Raw genomic sequence first — 15,170 nt, forward strand, 5'->3', positions numbered from 1 at the left:
GCTTTTAATAGCTTTATTTAATTATTAGTCTTTGTTTTTGAGTGTTTTGAGTACACTAAGCACCCAACCTTTTCCCCACTCTTCCATCTGCTCGTTTGTCCATAAAAACGGATAAAAGATCCTCTTTTGAAAACGCGGAGGCAAATATTTTTGCCAGTTTGTCCCTCCGGTTGCAGCTACATCTACAGGATCTTTTTCCAGGTAACGAACAGCCGATTTATAATGTGATAAAGGCCATTCAACATTAACATATAAATCAAGTTTTCGCAGTTCTTCTGCAAGTGCTGAAACATCTTCACCGTCCGACTCGAGTTTATGATAAAGTGCTGAGAAATTAGTTCCTGTTCTTTCCTTTGCCAGCTGCAAAAATTGAGCAGCATATTTTTTAATAAACTGCTTTAAGGTTAACGTTTGCTTGCCTGAGGCCAGTTCTGTAGCGCCAAACTTCCAGTAAATATGTTCAAACTGCTCATCAATAGTCGCGTTTTTTAAATCCTCCCGTTTGCTTTTATCCACCAGGCGAATGAAATCTGTGGCGCATATCTCAATCATTCGATACTGCCCGGATTGAAAGCCGCTTGCAGGTAACAGAGACATTCTGAATTTTAAAAACTGTTCTTTCTCCATGCCATCAACCATCACCTCAAAAGAAGTCGTCAGCGCATTGAAATAGGAGTTGATCCGCTTAACCCTCGCTGTAAAAAACTCTGCTGTTAAATTTTTATGTTCTGCAATCTGTTTGAACTCATGTAATGCTAATTTAAAATAGAGTTCGGTAATCTGATGATACATGATAAAAATTTCTTCATCAGGAATAGGGGTTTTAGGACTCTGAAGACTCAACAAGGTATCAAGATGAATGTAGTCCCAGTAAGTAAGAAAATCTGCATAAAGCAATCCATCAAGGTATGAAGCCATATCCTGCCCCATAGCGGTGTATTTTTCCTGCAGCTGGTTTAATTTGTTTAAAATTTCTGGTGTAAAATCCATTTAAATCATTAAATATTTATTCAGGGTCATTTGCTTCTAATACAGCACCCTGAACTTTATGGTATGTTCAATTTTTTTCAGCGACTTAAATAACTGTTTGTCGTATTCCGTATTAATGTCGGTAATGGCATATCCGATTTCCGGATTAGTCATCAAAAACTGACTTACGATGTTAATGTCATGTTTGGCAAAAACAGTATTAATTTTTGCCATGATTCCCGGAACATTTTTATGGATATGGATTAAACGGTGAGACTTGTCGATTTTAGGAAGTTGAAGATTAGGAAAATTGGTGCTCAGGTAAGTAGCCCCCGTATTCATAAAATCAGCCACACGCTTTGGAATAAAATCGAAATTACGGGGATTATGCTTTGGATCGTCAAAAACCACGATCCCTTGTCTGGTACAAAGATCCAGGTCAATTTTATTTTTCGAATTGCCCAGATAACCGATCGTTTTAAGTTTTGCGGCATCCTTAAGTTTTTCGCTGTCCATGTTTTCTCCATCTGCGTAGAGAATCATGCCCACATCTTTTATGTATTTGTCTTCAAACGAAGTTTTATGCCTGATAGAAAATCCATCATTTTTAAGAATTGCCAGACTCCTTTGATCCACATCCCCAATTACCAGACATAATATTCTGTTCTTTGGATACGATATAGCCCGGGGAAGATCATTTACATACAAAAACTCGTCAAAACTTGGTGTAACGTGATCAGCTTTCGCAACTATGCTTTCTCTCGAAATATTTTCAGTAAACGCAAAAAACTTATTAATCAAGCCGCTTTCCCTCAACTGAAAATCTGAGTATCCGTCGCCTATACCAAAAAGTTCTCCTTCCAATTGAAGATGCTGGAGCAATTTTACTTTGCCGCCTTCCTCGCTCAATGGGTTAGCATGATCATAGTCGATGATATTTCCATCACCTGTAGTAACAAAGGTATTGGCATAAATATTTTCCTTTTTAATGTGGTATTGGCTAACAACGGGAGTAATAAATTCTTTGAAACCACCGGAAACAATCAGTACATCATCGCTGTGTTTTTTAAAAAAATCAGCATTACGCGAAAAAGAAGTAGATACTTTTTTCTTCAGATGCTTAATCAATTGTTTCAGATGCGCTTCATTTGCCTCCAGGAGTTTAACACGCTGTGCTAAACTTTCTGAAAAAGACAGCTTACCTTCCATAGCCAGGTTGGTATAACCTTCAATTTTTTGATAGATGGCTTCTCTTTCCGGGTGGTTCTTTAAAGAGATTCTGGCGAGTTCATCAAGCGCTTCTACCTGCGTAAAAGTGCTGTCGAAATCGATGATGTAATACGATTTTTGTTTGGGCATTATTTTAAATATTGGGTAATTTCCTTAATGCTTTGCAAAACTGGTTTAAATGTAATTCCAGTTTGCTCAATCACTTTATTATTATTGTAATAACTAAAAGTTATACTGCTCTTTGCTGTATCTTTAGTTATTGATGGTTCACTTCCTGTAAAAAAAGATCCTAATTTCAGTGCCCTCCATGCAATGCCAAGCATCCAGGGCTTTGCTTCTTTCTTGGGTGGATTAACACTAAAACCATCGGCTATCGCCGCAAATAAGTCTTTATAATGAATATCTCCTGCTGATATGATATAGCGTTCATTTTTTATCTCAGCATTCATCAGTAAAATCATTGCCCTGGCCACGTCTTCTACATCTACAAATCCCGATGCCCCATTGGTATAGAAAGGAAAACCATCTTTAACAAGCTTAAAGATCGCACCACTTCCCTCATAACCCGCATTTTTCCCGATGATAACGGATGGATTAACAATAACAGCATCAAGCCCTTCGTTAATTCCGCGCCATACTTCCATTTCGCCCTCATATTTGGATAAGCCATAGGCATGCGCCTTTGAATCATACTCCCAGAAGTCTTTTTCAGTGATTTTACTGCCTTTCTTTGCCAGCCCCAATGCGGCAACCGAACTTACATGAAGCAACCGGCAGTTATTGTCAATGCAAAGATTAACAATATTAGAAGTACCCTCTATGTTGACGTGGAAAAGTTGCTTTTTAAATTTTGGACTCAAAGAAACAAATGCCGCACAGTGATAAACCTGCGTTATGCCTTCAAATGCTGTTTGCAGATCTGCAGGTTCGTTAATGTCCGCAATAACCCATTCTACCAACCGATTTTCGGCTATGAAAGCCGGAACTTTAGAATTCACCCTTTTTAGCGCCCGGACGGCAGAACCGTTATCAGTTAACTGCTTAATCAATTCAGACCCTAAAAATCCAGTTCCTCCGGTTACCAGTATCATTTTATTTTTTTCAAGCTATATGTGGAAATACGCATTCAAAAATAGATATTTGAGGCGAGAGTTTTAAATATATGTCGCTAACGGATTTCTTTTCACCAGTAAACCCTGATAGTTTTACACCCAAACAAGGTTTTTTTACCAGTCAGCTTGGTTTAAAAGCACACATCCATTCTGAATCATTTCCCGATTTTGACGAAAACACCTACGATTTAGCGATTATTGGCGTATTGGATGGACGGGGTGCAGTTAATAATGAGGGCTGTGCATTAGGTCCTGACTACTTCAGAGAGAAGTTTTACCGCCTCAATGAGGGAGCTTTCAATTGCCGCATTGCCGATTTAGGAAATATTAAACATGGTGCTACCATTGCGGACACCTACATAGCCATGAAAATGGTTGTTTCTGAACTGATCAAGAGAGATATTGTTCCGATTATTATTGGAGGAGGACAGGATTTGACTTACGGGCAGTACCTGGGCTATGAGGACCTGGAACAAAAGGTAGACCTGGTGGTAATTGATAATCAGTTTGATATAGGGGGTGACGAGCGTGAAGGGATTGAAACCCGTTCGGATTGTTACCTGAATAAAATTTTCCTTCACCAGCCGAACTACTTGTTTAACTATAGTAATGTTGGTTATCAGACTTATTTCGTGAATCAGGAAAGTTTGAGCGTAATGGATAAACTGTATTTTGATGTTCACCGCCTTGGTGAATTTGCACAAGACATCACCTTAACAGAGCCCATCATCCGCAATGCCAACATGATTAGCTTTGATATGGGTGCAATACGTTCGGCAGATGCAGCTGCAAACTCCAATACCACACCCAACGGGTTTGATGGAGAAGAAGCTTGCAGAATTTCCAGATATGCCGGGATGAATGATAAATTAACATCTATTGGCTTTTACGAATTCAATCCTGCCTATGATAACAACGGTCAGACCGCCTTTTTACTGGCACAAATGGTTTGGTATTTTGTAGATGGATTTTATGCCCGTAAGAAAGATTTCCCATTGACACCAAAATCACAGTTTATGATTTACCGGACGAGTTTGAAGGATGGTTCGGGCGAAATGGTATTTGTTAAAAGCAAAAAATCAGACCGGTGGTGGATGCAGGTACCTTACCCTTCAGGCCAATCGCAAAATGAACGATACCATTTAGTGCCGTGCCGCTATGATGATTACCAGACTGCCGTTAATGGTGAAATGCCCGATCTGTGGTGGAGAACCTATCAAAAGCTATCATAATTTTACATATCAATTTACGTTTTAGGCATACAATATATCTATCTTTGAACCGATTAAACTAACCCCAACATGAAAAAAATATTATTTTCTGCGATTGCACTTTTGCCACTCGCAGCAATTGCTCAAAAACCATTTACCCTTAGCGGAGATGTGAAGGGTCTTAAAACCGGTGATAAAGTTTACCTTATTTATCAGGGTGACGCTAAGAATGTAACCGATTCAGCAACCGTTGCCAATGGCACATTTGCATTCAAAGGAACTCTGCTTAGTCCTGCGCAAGGCAGTTTATACCTGAACAAAAACCCTTACGTTAACCGCCCGGCACAGGGCGAGAAATTAGATGGTTTATCGCTGTACGTTGAACCTGGAAACATTAAATTAGCCGCAGCCGATTCTTTAAAAAATGCAACCATAAGTGGCTCTCTGGTAAATGACGATTCGAAAAAGTTAAAAAACCTAACGAAGTCTGTAAATGATCAGCTTGCAGCAATCAATGCTGAATATGCCGGGTATACTCCAGAGCAGAAAAAAAACAAAGATACCATGGATGGCTTAAGAGCGCGTTACGATAAAGCAGCTGAAGGTATGCCACCATTATTGCTGCAATATGCAAATGCCAATCCTAAATCTTTTATCAGCCTCTCGGCAATTAGTCAGTTAGCAAGCGATCCTGACCAGGCCGTTGCTGCAGAAAAAGCATTTACGGCATTGTCTCCCGAATTGAAAGCATCAACCATTGGAAAGCAACTTACCCAAATGTTCGAGGCAGGCAGAAAAACAGCTGTAGGCGTAATGGCCATGGACTTTACACAGACAGATACCGCTGGAAAACCGGTGAAATTATCTGATTTCAAAGGCAAATACGTGCTGGTTGACTTCTGGGCATCATGGTGTGGACCATGCCGTCAGGAAAATCCAAATGTCGTAGTGGCCTATAACAAATTTAAAGATAAAGGTTTTACAGTTCTTGGTGTTTCATTAGATGGAGGCAACACCAGAACAACTAAAGCCGCGTGGGAAAAAGCAATTGCAGCTGATCAGTTAACATGGACACATGTTTCTGACTTAAACGGATGGAACAATGAAGTTGCAAAAATGTATGGGATCCGTTCAATTCCAGCGAACTTTTTAATTGATCCAACCGGTAAAATCGTTGCTAAAGGATTAAGAGAGCAGGCTTTACAAGATAAACTTCAGGAATTACTGGGAAGTAAGTCGAAATAAAATACCGCAAAAAACCAAAGCCGCAGGTGAACAGATATTTAAATAAGTCTGTCAACCTGCGGCTTTCTCTATTTAAGTATATTAAACCAGATCGAATCCGATATCTTCCCTGAAATATTTCCCATCAAAGTAGATTCTTCCTGCATCAGCAGTGGCAGATTGAAGAGCAGTAAATAAATCTTTTTGCAGGCTGGTAATTGCAATCACGCGCCCGCCGTTGGTTTTAACCACGTCGTTATCTAAAATAGTTCCTGCATGAAAAGCATTGGAGTGACGAAGGTTTTCAATCCCTGCAATAGCTTTCCCTTTCAGGTATTCGCCAGGATAGCCTCCGGCAACAATCATCACCGTCGCGGCAGTCTGTTCAGAAATAACAAGATTTACCTGATTAAGTTGCTTATTTGCTGTTGCTAAAAACAACTCTACAAGGTCATTTTCAACTCTTGGAATCACGCTTTCAGTTTCAGGATCACCCATACGTGCATTGTATTCGATAACATAAGGATCATCACCCACCTTAATCAATCCAAAGAAAATAAAACCTGTATAGTCGATATTATCTTTCTTTAAACCATCTACAGTAGGCCTGATAATTCTTTCTTCTACTTTTTCGAGAAATTCAGGAGTGGCAAAGGGTACTGGTGAAACCGACCCCATACCGCCGGTATTTAACCCGGTATCGCCCTGACCAATCCGCTTATAATCTTTTGCAGATGGCAGAGTAATGTAGTTTTCACCATCGGTTAAAATGAAAACAGAAAGTTCAATTCCACTTAAAAATTCTTCTATTACAACTGTTGCACCTGCAGCACCGAATTTACCGCCAAGCATTAATTTAAGTTCTTCCTGTGCTTCAACGGTTTCGGTACAAATTAAAACACCTTTGCCTGCTGCCAACCCATCAGCTTTTAAAACCACAGGCAGGGCATGCGTTTCCAGGTAAGCTAATCCATCTTCAAGCGTTTCTGGCGTGAAAGATCTGGATGCCGCAGTTGGGATACCATGACGCTCCATAAACTGCTTTGAAAAGTCTTTACTACCCTCTAAAATTGCGCCTTCTTTTTTAGGGCCAATTACAGGGATATGTGATAGGGACTGATCGGCAAGAAAGAAATCATGAATACCGTTTACCAAAGGCTCTTCCGGCCCCACAACAACCAACTCGATGTTTTCAGCCAATACCACCTTTTTGATGGAATCAAAGTCGTTTACATTGATGTTAATATTTGTACCGTAAACACCTGTGCCACCGTTACCTGGTGCAATGATCAACTTATCGCAGTGCGAAGACTGGCTCATTTTCCAGGCGAATGCACTTTCTCTGCCGCCTGAACCTAATAGTAAGATATTCATGCCGGCAAAGATAATTAAAAATGTTATCCTACATCACCCAATTCACATCTAACCGCTTATCTCATTTGGCGCTTCTTGTCATCTGCTCTAGCATATCCCACATTTCCGACGGAATGGCTTCCAGACCATTCATTTGACCCGCTCCCTGCAGCCATTCTCCGCCATCAATGGTAATCACTTCCCCGTTAATATAACCAGAAAAATCACTCACCAAAAATGCAGCAAGATTAGCCAGTTCCTGATGATCGCCCACTCTTTTGAGGGGAACACGATTTTTAAAATCAAATTTCTTTGCTAAATCACCAGGCAATAAACGCTCCCAGGCACCTTTGGTTGGGAATGGGCCAGGTGCAATGGCATTGGTTCTGATTCCGTATTTGCCCCATTCAACAGCCAGTGAACGGGTAAGGGCTAATACCCCGCCTTTTGCACAGGCAGACGGTACAACGTAGGCAGAGCCTGTAAAGGCATAGGTGGTAATAATATTCAATACTGTTGCTGCTTGTTTTTCCTTAATCCAGTGCTTCCCAAATGTTAAGGTACAATTAACCGTCCCTTTCAATACAATATCAATAATGGAAGAAAAAGCATTTGCCGATAACCGCTCGGTAGGTGATATAAAGTTACCCGCAGCATTGTTCAGTAATATATCAACTGAGCCAAATCTTTCCAGTGTTTTGGCCAAAACATGTTCTACCTGATCCACTTCACGTACATCGCAGGCCACGGCCAAAACTTTACCGCCCGTTTTCTCCTCCATCTCATCAGCAGTTTTCTGCAATACCTCCTGTTTACGGCTGGTAATTACCAAATTCGCCCCCAACTTCAAAAAGTATACCCCCATTGCTTTGCCTAAGCCTGTACCTCCACCCGTTATCACAATAGTTTTTCCTTTTAAGGCGTCTTCTCTAAGCATGGGTTGATTAAATGCGAACATAATATCGGGTTGTTATAGGTAAATTATTGGATTGATTACTGAGACCGCGAATAAACTATTTTCGCTGAAGATTCTCCAGAATAGTTTTAAGGATATGACGGGTAGATGGCGACCACCATTGATTCAGCATTTTATCGAGCGTTTCAGACTGATCGGCTTTCATTGACGCAATCAATTCCGCCCTGATGTTTAACTTACTTTCCGACCAGGTGTTACGCTCCAGCTCCATGAATTTCTTTATTTTTCTTTCAGCAGCAGTAAGTAAACTCTCATTTTTAACCAATTCATCAACCAGGCCAACTGAAAGTGCTTCTTCAGGCTGGTACAATTTACCGGTTAATAAACTTCTGGCAGCTTCCGCTTTCCCTATCCAAAATGAATAAAGCTGGAAGATGCTGTTAGGTACAATAATGCCTACAGGAACCTCATTCAAACCAATAATAAATTGCCCCTCTGCCATAATCCGAGCATCGCAAGCCAGCGCGATTACACATCCACCTGCCGGACTATGCCCGCTTATTGCTGCTATTATAGGCTTTTTAAAAGAAACAATGTTAGCTGTAAAATCAAAGAATAGCTCAAAAAAAGACTTTGCTTCTTCTTCATTGTAATGGTAAAGCTCTACCAAATCCAACCCTGCTGAAAAAAAAGGTGCTGTGCCCGTTAAAATTACGCCGCCAATGTTATCATCCGAAGAGATATTCTTCAGCATATCATCAAGCTCCGTAATCAGCTCCCGGTTTAAGGCATTTGACTTACCACGACTTAACGTGATGGTGGCTAAACGATCTTTTACACTTACCTTAATTGTATTCATGTTTCAGGGCTTAAATTTAATATTATGCAAACAACTATGCTTGCATAATATTCAAATTTATTTATTTTTAGCTATTTTACATCATAAGTGTAAACTTTTCTTCCTAAATGCCCCACAGCATCTATCCCCTCAATTACCACACGGTAGGTTCCTGGCTCATCAGCGTTGTAGAATTCAAATTTCGCCTTACCATCTTTGTCTGCTATTACCTGTGGGTTCCAGTAAATGGTTGTTCTATAATCAGCTTTATTGCTATTGCTGGCAGAATCGTACTTGGGCGCATAAAATTCCCTCGAAAGTGAGAAGCCCTTTGGATTAAAGGTTACAATCCCCGGAGCGTAGCGATCGTATGTTCTGCCACCGTCGCCCCGTTTGGTTGTGATAATGATAACCCCGCCACCGCCTTGTGAACCATAAATAGCTGTATTGCCAATGCTTTTCAGCAATTCAATCGATTCTACATCCATGGGCGAAACGTTATCCAGAAAATCAGCTTCCATTTGCATTCCATCCACAATCAACTGAATAGGGGTATTCTGACTACGCATCAGATAGGGGATATTTCCGCGGAAAATAACACCAGGCAGGCGCCCCTGGAGACATTGAGATAAGGTAACGCAGGTTGACAGGTCGGCGGCTGTCATTACATAATCTGCATTGCCCGCCCCGTTTAAATTTGACGAGTTCTTCGCCGGATTTTTCTTTTCGGTAATGGTTACCTCATCCAGCTTGATTGTTTTTTCGAGCAAACCTAACCTTGTCATTTCGGTGAAGTAATTGTCGCTCTCCTTAATATACTTCATCAGCGTACTATTCACATTTACCTCAACCTCCGCCCCATTTTTATTTTTGGTTACTATTTGTCCCGGAATAAAGTCCAGATTAATTTCAACAAACTTCCGGTCGGTTTTTGTTCTGGCCTGTACCACAAACTTAGTGCTATCGCTAAAGCTCAGGTTATCGAAAACAAACTTACCTTCCGCATTGGTCACCGTATCCAGAATATACATCGTACCCTTTGTAGCCATCAGCATTACTTTCCCATTTGGAACCGGCTTATTCCCTTTCATTACAGTTCCACTAACTGTAATGGATTGCTCTGGCTTGTAGGTAATATTCGGACCAACATTGTTAATGATATTTTTCCATAAAAATCTTCTCCATCCCTGCGTGAGCATCAGGTTATCAAGTTCTTTCTGTGTCTGAACATCATCCTTTAAAAAATAGTGATTAGGTTTTTCTACATAACCGGTCAAATCTGAGGTGAGTAACAGCGAGGTGTAAATATTGCTTTCATTATCCTCATCGGGCGAAACTTTACTGGCATTCGTTACCGCAACAGAGAAACTACCCAGCACCGGGCTGGAGCCATTACTGGCATCAAAGGCGAAACTGGCCTTGCCTTTTCTTTGTGCTGATACACCTGAAGTGCCGAGGTTAAGATCAATGAAATCAGCTTTATTATGGTTAAATACTAATCGTTCGGCGATTGGCTGATTGTTAGCGGAAAATAAAGTAAACTGTACAATCCCTTCCGGCAAATTTTTCCTGGGAATGTTTGCCAGCAATACTTGTTTGTCCATTTTCGCTTTGGAAACATAGTATACATTTCCTCCGCTTTGTGCCACTACTTTCAACTCTGCGCTGTTTACCAGATCAGCACTTGCCATAATCCGCAATACAACCTTACTGGTATCGGCATTATTCAACGAAATTGCATATCCGCTTTTAGCTGCCACAGGAAGTTTAAACGTTTTTTGGGAACCATCTTTAAATTTGACTTTCGCAGTGTAGGTTTTTCCGCTTTGAGAATTGAATACCAGATTGCCCATACCCAGGTAAGCCGTCGAAAAAGTCGTAACCGTATTGCCTTCGTTATCAACGATCGCTCCTTCAACATCCTCACCACGTCCATTAGATGAAATGGCCTTTATCCCCAATTTTTGAGGTAGTTCCTCAACCAACGTTCCTCCTTCAGGGAAAAACTGAACATCTACATCATTTGAAGTCGATGTGATCGGAATGGATTTAACAACCTTCTCTTTATTCGGGAGAGTAAGTGTTGCTAAAATCTTCCCTGATTTATTCTGGAAAGACTGATTATTGGCAAAGTTGATGATCACGTTACCTTGCAAGTCGGTCTTTGCCCTGCCCTTTGCAACCGAGCGATAATCCAGTTGTACATCATAACTTACATCATTTTCACTGTAAGCGATGCCATTCTTATCTTCAAAATGAATAGTTGCGGTAACTTTATCGGCGGTGTTTTCCTTGCTGTAGCTGTAGTTTGTTTTGGTAAAAACCTTGTTGGCCCAACTGTTTCCGATTTTGATGGTTTTGTCAAAGAAAAAATCAGTACCAAAGTTACGCATGTAATTCGTATAAGCGCGAATCCTGTAATTTCCCTCTCCAAGCGAATCAGTAAGTTTAAAATCGCCCCAGGTAATTCCGCCCATCACAGGAAGCTTTAACAATTTTTTAACAGAATCTTTTTCATTAATCAGCTCTACGTATAAAATCCTGCTGATATTTGATGGTGCCGCCGTTTTGGTATTCAACACATATGCCTTAAACCACATATCATCGCCTATGGCATAATACGGCTTGTCTAAGTGTAAATGAACTTTCTCTTGTGGATAGTTAGTGGTATAAGCTTCAAACTTTTTGAGTAATTCTGCAAACGGATCATCATCTGATACAAATGCGGTGAAGCTAAATAATCCAATAAAAAAACAGAGCGTTAATGTAATTTTGAGTTTCATTTGTCGAGGTAAAATAAATATGCCTCAAGGTACAAAACCTGAGGCACATTTTTATGAAGTTACAATGAATTTCGACTTTAACCGAAATGTTACAATCGACTGCAAAATAGGACTTTAATAACTAAAAATAACCCCCCACAAATTTTGATTCTGCTGTTAACGCTAAATAGATGGTATTATAAAAATTAAAACTTATTTTTCCACATCATGCTTTCAACAGGCCTGGTGGTTTTATTGTTGTACTTTGCATTGCCCTTAGTATTGTACATGGTGTCAATCTTCCCTTCAACAACAAAGTAAATCAGCTGACCTATGGGCATGCCTGCATATATTTTTACCGGTTGTGCTACAGAGATTTCTAAAGTCCATGTATTACAAAAACCTACATCTCCCTTTCCGGCAGTAGCGTGAATATCAATTCCCAATCGTCCCGTACTGCTTTTTCCCTCCAAAAACGGAACATGCGCATGTGTTTCCGTGTATTCAAGCGTAACCCCCAGATATAATGTTCCCGGCTGAAGCACAAAGCCATCCTTAGGGATTTCGAAATGTTCAATTTCGTTATGGGCTTTCGCATCCAGAACACGGTTTTTATAAGTAGCTAAATATTTACCCAAATGAACATCGTATGAATTGGTCCCTAAACACTCTCGTTTAAAAGGCTCGATAATGATTGTTCCTTTATCTATTTCCTCTAATATTCTGCTATCAGATAATATCATTTTTATGCGTATTTTTGGACTAAATTATCATTTATTTAAGATAATTTTACATGTAATCTCCAATTAAATAAATGCCAATTGTTTACAACAAAAATATTGATCAGCATTCGGTTTTAGCCATCTGGAAAATTGAAGAAACCGAGGAAGAATTGTTGGCTGGATTACAGCTGAAACAACACGAACTGGATATTATTTCATCATTAAATAGTGGGAAAAGATTATTGCACTGGCTAAGTACCCGCCTCCTGCTCAGAAAAATGTTGAATACTGATGAATATATTGACTGCCAGTTTGATGGTGATGGAAAACCTTACCTTGTTAATTTCGACTACCACATTTCTTTAAGTCACTCTTACGATTATGCCGCTGTGATGATCAGCAAAGCGCATGCTGTTGGGGTTGATATAGAGTTAATTAAGCATAAAATAAAAACAATAAAACATAAGTTTTTAAGCGACGTGGAACTTGCTCAAAAACAACTCGGCGATAACACTGAAGGCTTATACGTGGCCTGGTGCGCCAAAGAGGCCATTTATAAATGGCATGGTAAAAAAGGACTTGAATTTAAGGCGCATATTCATATCAAGCCATTTAAACTAAAAAATGAAGGCAGTTTAAGTGCAATTGTTGAACTGCCTGCAGGCACCAGAGAACTGGATGTAAATTATTTTAAAACAGAAGATGGATATATGTTAGGCTATGTAGCCAATCCTTCTTAAACATATTTGTGATGAACGAAACAGCGGGAAAGGATTTGAATTTGATACCCACCCAATTTATAGACTGGGGTTTAACAGATTACCAGGAAGCCTGGGACAAACAGGAGGATTTGCTCAATAAAACGGTAGCGATTAAAACTGAAAACCGGCTAAACAATACCCATACACCCACACCGAATTACCTGATCTTCTGTGAGCACCCACATGTTTATACGCTTGGTAAAAGCGGCCATCCTGAAAATCTGTTGTTAGATGAACAGGGGCTTGAAGATAGGCAGGCAACCTACTATAAGATTAACAGGGGAGGCGACATTACCTATCACGGACCAGGGCAAATTGTAGGCTATCCGATTTTAGACCTCGATAACTTCTTCACTGATATTCACCTCTATCTTCGCACACTGGAAGAAGCCGTTATACTGACACTAAAAGATTACGGCATTGAAGCAGGAAGATATCCAGGATATACTGGTGTATGGCTTGATCCCGACAACGATAAAGCCCGCAAAATCTGTGCAATGGGTGTTCGTTGCAGCCGCTGGGTAACCATGCACGGATTTGCCTTCAACGTAAACGTAGATCTCGATTATTTTAAAAATATTGTACCTTGTGGTATTGATGATAAAGCCGTAACCTCGCTTAAAGCCGAACTTGGGTATGAACTTAATATAAAAGAAGTGGAAGATAAACTTAAAAACCATATTGCAGATTTGTTTAGAATGGCACTGCTTTAGCAGGCAAATCTATTTTCATATACTTTGCGTAAGTTCTTTTATGAAACTTACCACCTGCATTTTATTTTCTTTATTATCTTCGGCCTGTACTAAAAAAGCAGATATGTCGGATACGCAGAAAACCGTTCAGGTCATCACTCAGGATACTTCAGCACAAAAAACGAAATTCACTTACCTGGCCCTAGGCGATTCCTATACTATAGGCGAATCTGTGAGCCAGTCAGAATCCTTTCCATATCAACTCCAGGAATTACTAAAAAAGAATAACTTCCAGGTTGCTGATCCAAAAATTATTGCCAAAACCGGGTGGACTACTGATGAGCTTCAAACTGCAATCAGGAACGAGAACCTGACAACTACCTTCAGTTTCGTTACCCTGCTGATAGGCGTTAACAACCAATACCGGGAATATCCGTTATCTACCTATAAGAAGGAATTTTCAGAATTATTACAAAAAGCCATTGCCTTCGCGGGAGGAAATAAAAATAGGGTTTTTGTAGTTTCCATTCCGGATTGGGGAGTTACACCATTTGCAAAAAGTTCGGGGAGAAATCCGGAGAATATTGCGAAGGAAATTGATGAATTTAATAAAGCTAACGAAGAAATTACCCTTGCGGCCGGAGCGAATTATACAACCATTACCGCAGCATCCAGGAGAGCAAAAACCGATACCTCGCTTATTGCATCAGATGGTTTACACCCAAGTGCTAAGATGTATGGCGAATGGGCACAAAGTTTATTTTCAAGGGTTGGTAGCATTCTAAAGTGAAATTGTAAGCTTATTTGTTTAGATTTTAAATTAAAAATTTTACTTTAGTTTAACTATTTAAATTAATTACTTAAATCCTGTCTTATGAATGACTATGAAGCAAGCGGTGTAGCCGCAGGAATTGGTGCTGGTGCTGTTATTTTTTATCTGGCCATTTTGGTCGTAATGATTGTAGGAATGTGGAAGGTCTTTGAAAAGGCCGGTAAACCAGGATGGGCTGCCATCATTCCTATTTACAACCTGATTATCTTACTTGAAATTGTTGGCAAGCCAATGATTTGGATTCTTTGGTTAATTATTCCTTGTGTAAACATCGTGTTCGCAATCTGGCTTTACAATCTGGTAAGCAAGAGCTTCGGTAAATCAGAAGGATTTACAGTAGGCCTGGTTATTTTCCCTTACATTTTTTGGCCAATACTAGGCTTCGGAAATGCGACATATTTAGGCCCGTCTGCTGCAGAAGCTCAGAATGGTGGTTTTGGCAATCCGCAAAATAACCCTTTCAACAACCCGAACAATCCGTTTAATAAACCTAATAACCCATTTAATAACGAGAATGATAAACCTGAGCCACCAGTGGTATAATTTGT

At 40.0% G+C, this 15,170-nt stretch carries 14 protein-coding genes; 6 read left to right on the forward strand and 8 right to left on the reverse strand.

The genetic code is table 11. The features are described from left to right. Positions 1 to 24: 24 nt before the first annotated feature. The 3 genes from R2Q80_RS06785 to R2Q80_RS06795 are packed head-to-tail and all read right to left on the reverse strand — an operon-like array spanning position 25 to position 3,290. Positions 25 to 990, reverse strand: coding sequence for a tryptophan 2,3-dioxygenase family protein (locus R2Q80_RS06785; protein WP_316798873.1), 966 nt, complete (start codon positions 988 to 990; stop codon positions 25 to 27). Positions 991 to 1,026: 36 nt separating this feature from the next. Beyond that, positions 1,027 to 2,328 (reverse strand): HAD-IB family phosphatase, encoded by a 1,302-nt coding sequence (locus R2Q80_RS06790; RefSeq protein ID WP_316798874.1) that lies wholly within the window; start codon positions 2,326 to 2,328, stop codon positions 1,027 to 1,029. After that, positions 2,328 to 3,290 carry an NAD-dependent epimerase/dehydratase family protein gene (locus tag R2Q80_RS06795; protein ID WP_316798875.1) on the reverse strand — a complete coding sequence of 321 codons (963 nt, stop codon included), beginning with the start codon at positions 3,288 to 3,290 and terminating at the stop codon, positions 2,328 to 2,330. Before R2Q80_RS06795 ends, R2Q80_RS06790 begins: the two co-directional genes overlap by 1 nt. 71 nt (positions 3,291 to 3,361) lie before the next feature. Between R2Q80_RS06795 and R2Q80_RS06800 the strand changes: the two genes are divergently transcribed. After that, positions 3,362 to 4,543: a formimidoylglutamase gene (locus R2Q80_RS06800; protein WP_316798876.1), complete on the forward strand. Its 1,182-nt coding sequence runs from the start codon at positions 3,362 to 3,364 to the stop codon at positions 4,541 to 4,543. 69 nt (positions 4,544 to 4,612) lie between these two features. Then, entirely contained in the window at positions 4,613 to 5,767 is a 1,155-nt protein-coding gene (locus R2Q80_RS06805; protein WP_316798877.1) for a TlpA disulfide reductase family protein, read from the forward strand. An 81-nt stretch (positions 5,768 to 5,848) separates the two neighbouring features. Here the strand turns inward: R2Q80_RS06805 and purD are convergent, their stop codons facing one another. From purD to dcd, 5 genes are all read right to left on the reverse strand, one after another. Continuing rightward, complete coding sequence (gene purD / locus R2Q80_RS06810) at positions 5,849 to 7,120, reverse strand: phosphoribosylamine--glycine ligase (protein ID WP_316798878.1); 1,272 nt, start codon at positions 7,118 to 7,120, stop codon at positions 5,849 to 5,851. 61 nt (positions 7,121 to 7,181) lie between these two features. Next, a complete protein-coding gene (locus R2Q80_RS06815) occupies positions 7,182 to 8,057 on the reverse strand; it encodes an SDR family oxidoreductase (RefSeq protein ID WP_316798879.1) in 876 nt (291 codons plus the stop codon). 55 nt (positions 8,058 to 8,112) lie between these two features. Beyond that, complete coding sequence (locus R2Q80_RS06820) at positions 8,113 to 8,874, reverse strand: enoyl-CoA hydratase/isomerase family protein (protein WP_316798880.1); 762 nt, start codon at positions 8,872 to 8,874, stop codon at positions 8,113 to 8,115. 71 nt (positions 8,875 to 8,945) lie between these two features. Next, entirely contained in the window at positions 8,946 to 11,636 is a 2,691-nt protein-coding gene (locus R2Q80_RS06825; RefSeq protein WP_316798881.1) for a carboxypeptidase-like regulatory domain-containing protein, read from the reverse strand. 185 nt (positions 11,637 to 11,821) lie between these two features. Beyond that, entirely contained in the window at positions 11,822 to 12,358 is a 537-nt protein-coding gene (dcd, locus tag R2Q80_RS06830) for a dCTP deaminase (protein WP_047800013.1), read from the reverse strand. Between the two features lie 71 nt (positions 12,359 to 12,429). On the opposite strand from dcd, the gene R2Q80_RS06835 reads away from it, so the two are divergent. From R2Q80_RS06835 to R2Q80_RS06850, 4 genes are all read left to right on the forward strand, one after another. After that, entirely contained in the window at positions 12,430 to 13,077 is a 648-nt protein-coding gene (locus R2Q80_RS06835; protein ID WP_316798882.1) for a 4'-phosphopantetheinyl transferase family protein, read from the forward strand. A gap of 11 nt (positions 13,078 to 13,088) precedes the next feature. Then, on the forward strand, positions 13,089 to 13,811 hold the full coding sequence (lipB, locus tag R2Q80_RS06840) for a lipoyl(octanoyl) transferase LipB (protein WP_316798883.1): 723 nt from the start codon (positions 13,089 to 13,091) through the stop codon (positions 13,809 to 13,811). A 103-nt stretch (positions 13,812 to 13,914) separates the two neighbouring features. Continuing rightward, the gene (locus R2Q80_RS06845; RefSeq protein WP_316798884.1) at positions 13,915 to 14,580 is read left to right on the forward strand and encodes an SGNH/GDSL hydrolase family protein; all 666 of its coding nucleotides are present in this window, start codon (positions 13,915 to 13,917) and stop codon (positions 14,578 to 14,580) included. 84 nt (positions 14,581 to 14,664) lie between these two features. After that, positions 14,665 to 15,165 carry a DUF5684 domain-containing protein gene (locus R2Q80_RS06850; protein ID WP_316798885.1) on the forward strand — a complete coding sequence of 167 codons (501 nt, stop codon included), beginning with the start codon at positions 14,665 to 14,667 and terminating at the stop codon, positions 15,163 to 15,165. The last annotated feature ends 5 nt before the right edge of the window (positions 15,166 to 15,170 follow it).

The sequence above is a fragment of the Pedobacter frigidisoli genome, assembly GCF_032678525.1.
Taxonomy (GTDB): Bacteria; Bacteroidota; Bacteroidia; order Sphingobacteriales; family Sphingobacteriaceae; genus Pedobacter; species Pedobacter frigidisoli_A.

What these genes read in the sequence shown, in the direction of transcription:
- R2Q80_RS06785 (WP_316798873.1), bottom strand. Translation starts at nt 990, where the DNA reads ATGGATTTTACACCAGAAATTTTAAACAAATTAAACCAGCTGCAGGAA.
- purD (WP_316798878.1), bottom strand. Translation starts at nt 7,120, where the DNA reads ATGAATATCTTACTATTAGGTTCAGGCGGCAGAGAAAGTGCATTCGCC.
- R2Q80_RS06795 (WP_316798875.1), bottom strand. Translation starts at nt 3,290, where the DNA reads ATGATACTGGTAACCGGAGGAACTGGATTTTTAGGGTCTGAATTGATT.
- R2Q80_RS06800 (WP_316798876.1), top strand. Translation starts at nt 3,362, where the DNA reads ATGTCGCTAACGGATTTCTTTTCACCAGTAAACCCTGATAGTTTTACA.
- R2Q80_RS06820 (WP_316798880.1), bottom strand. Translation starts at nt 8,874, where the DNA reads ATGAATACAATTAAGGTAAGTGTAAAAGATCGTTTAGCCACCATCACG.
- R2Q80_RS06825 (WP_316798881.1), bottom strand. Translation starts at nt 11,636, where the DNA reads ATGAAACTCAAAATTACATTAACGCTCTGTTTTTTTATTGGATTATTT.
- dcd (WP_047800013.1), bottom strand. Translation starts at nt 12,358, where the DNA reads ATGATATTATCTGATAGCAGAATATTAGAGGAAATAGATAAAGGAACA.
- R2Q80_RS06835 (WP_316798882.1), top strand. Translation starts at nt 12,430, where the DNA reads ATGCCAATTGTTTACAACAAAAATATTGATCAGCATTCGGTTTTAGCC.
- R2Q80_RS06845 (WP_316798884.1), top strand. Translation starts at nt 13,915, where the DNA reads ATGTCGGATACGCAGAAAACCGTTCAGGTCATCACTCAGGATACTTCA.
- R2Q80_RS06850 (WP_316798885.1), top strand. Translation starts at nt 14,665, where the DNA reads ATGAATGACTATGAAGCAAGCGGTGTAGCCGCAGGAATTGGTGCTGGT.
- R2Q80_RS06815 (WP_316798879.1), bottom strand. Translation starts at nt 8,057, where the DNA reads ATGTTCGCATTTAATCAACCCATGCTTAGAGAAGACGCCTTAAAAGGA.
- lipB (WP_316798883.1), top strand. Translation starts at nt 13,089, where the DNA reads ATGAACGAAACAGCGGGAAAGGATTTGAATTTGATACCCACCCAATTT.
- R2Q80_RS06805 (WP_316798877.1), top strand. Translation starts at nt 4,613, where the DNA reads ATGAAAAAAATATTATTTTCTGCGATTGCACTTTTGCCACTCGCAGCA.
- R2Q80_RS06790 (WP_316798874.1), bottom strand. Translation starts at nt 2,328, where the DNA reads ATGCCCAAACAAAAATCGTATTACATCATCGATTTCGACAGCACTTTT.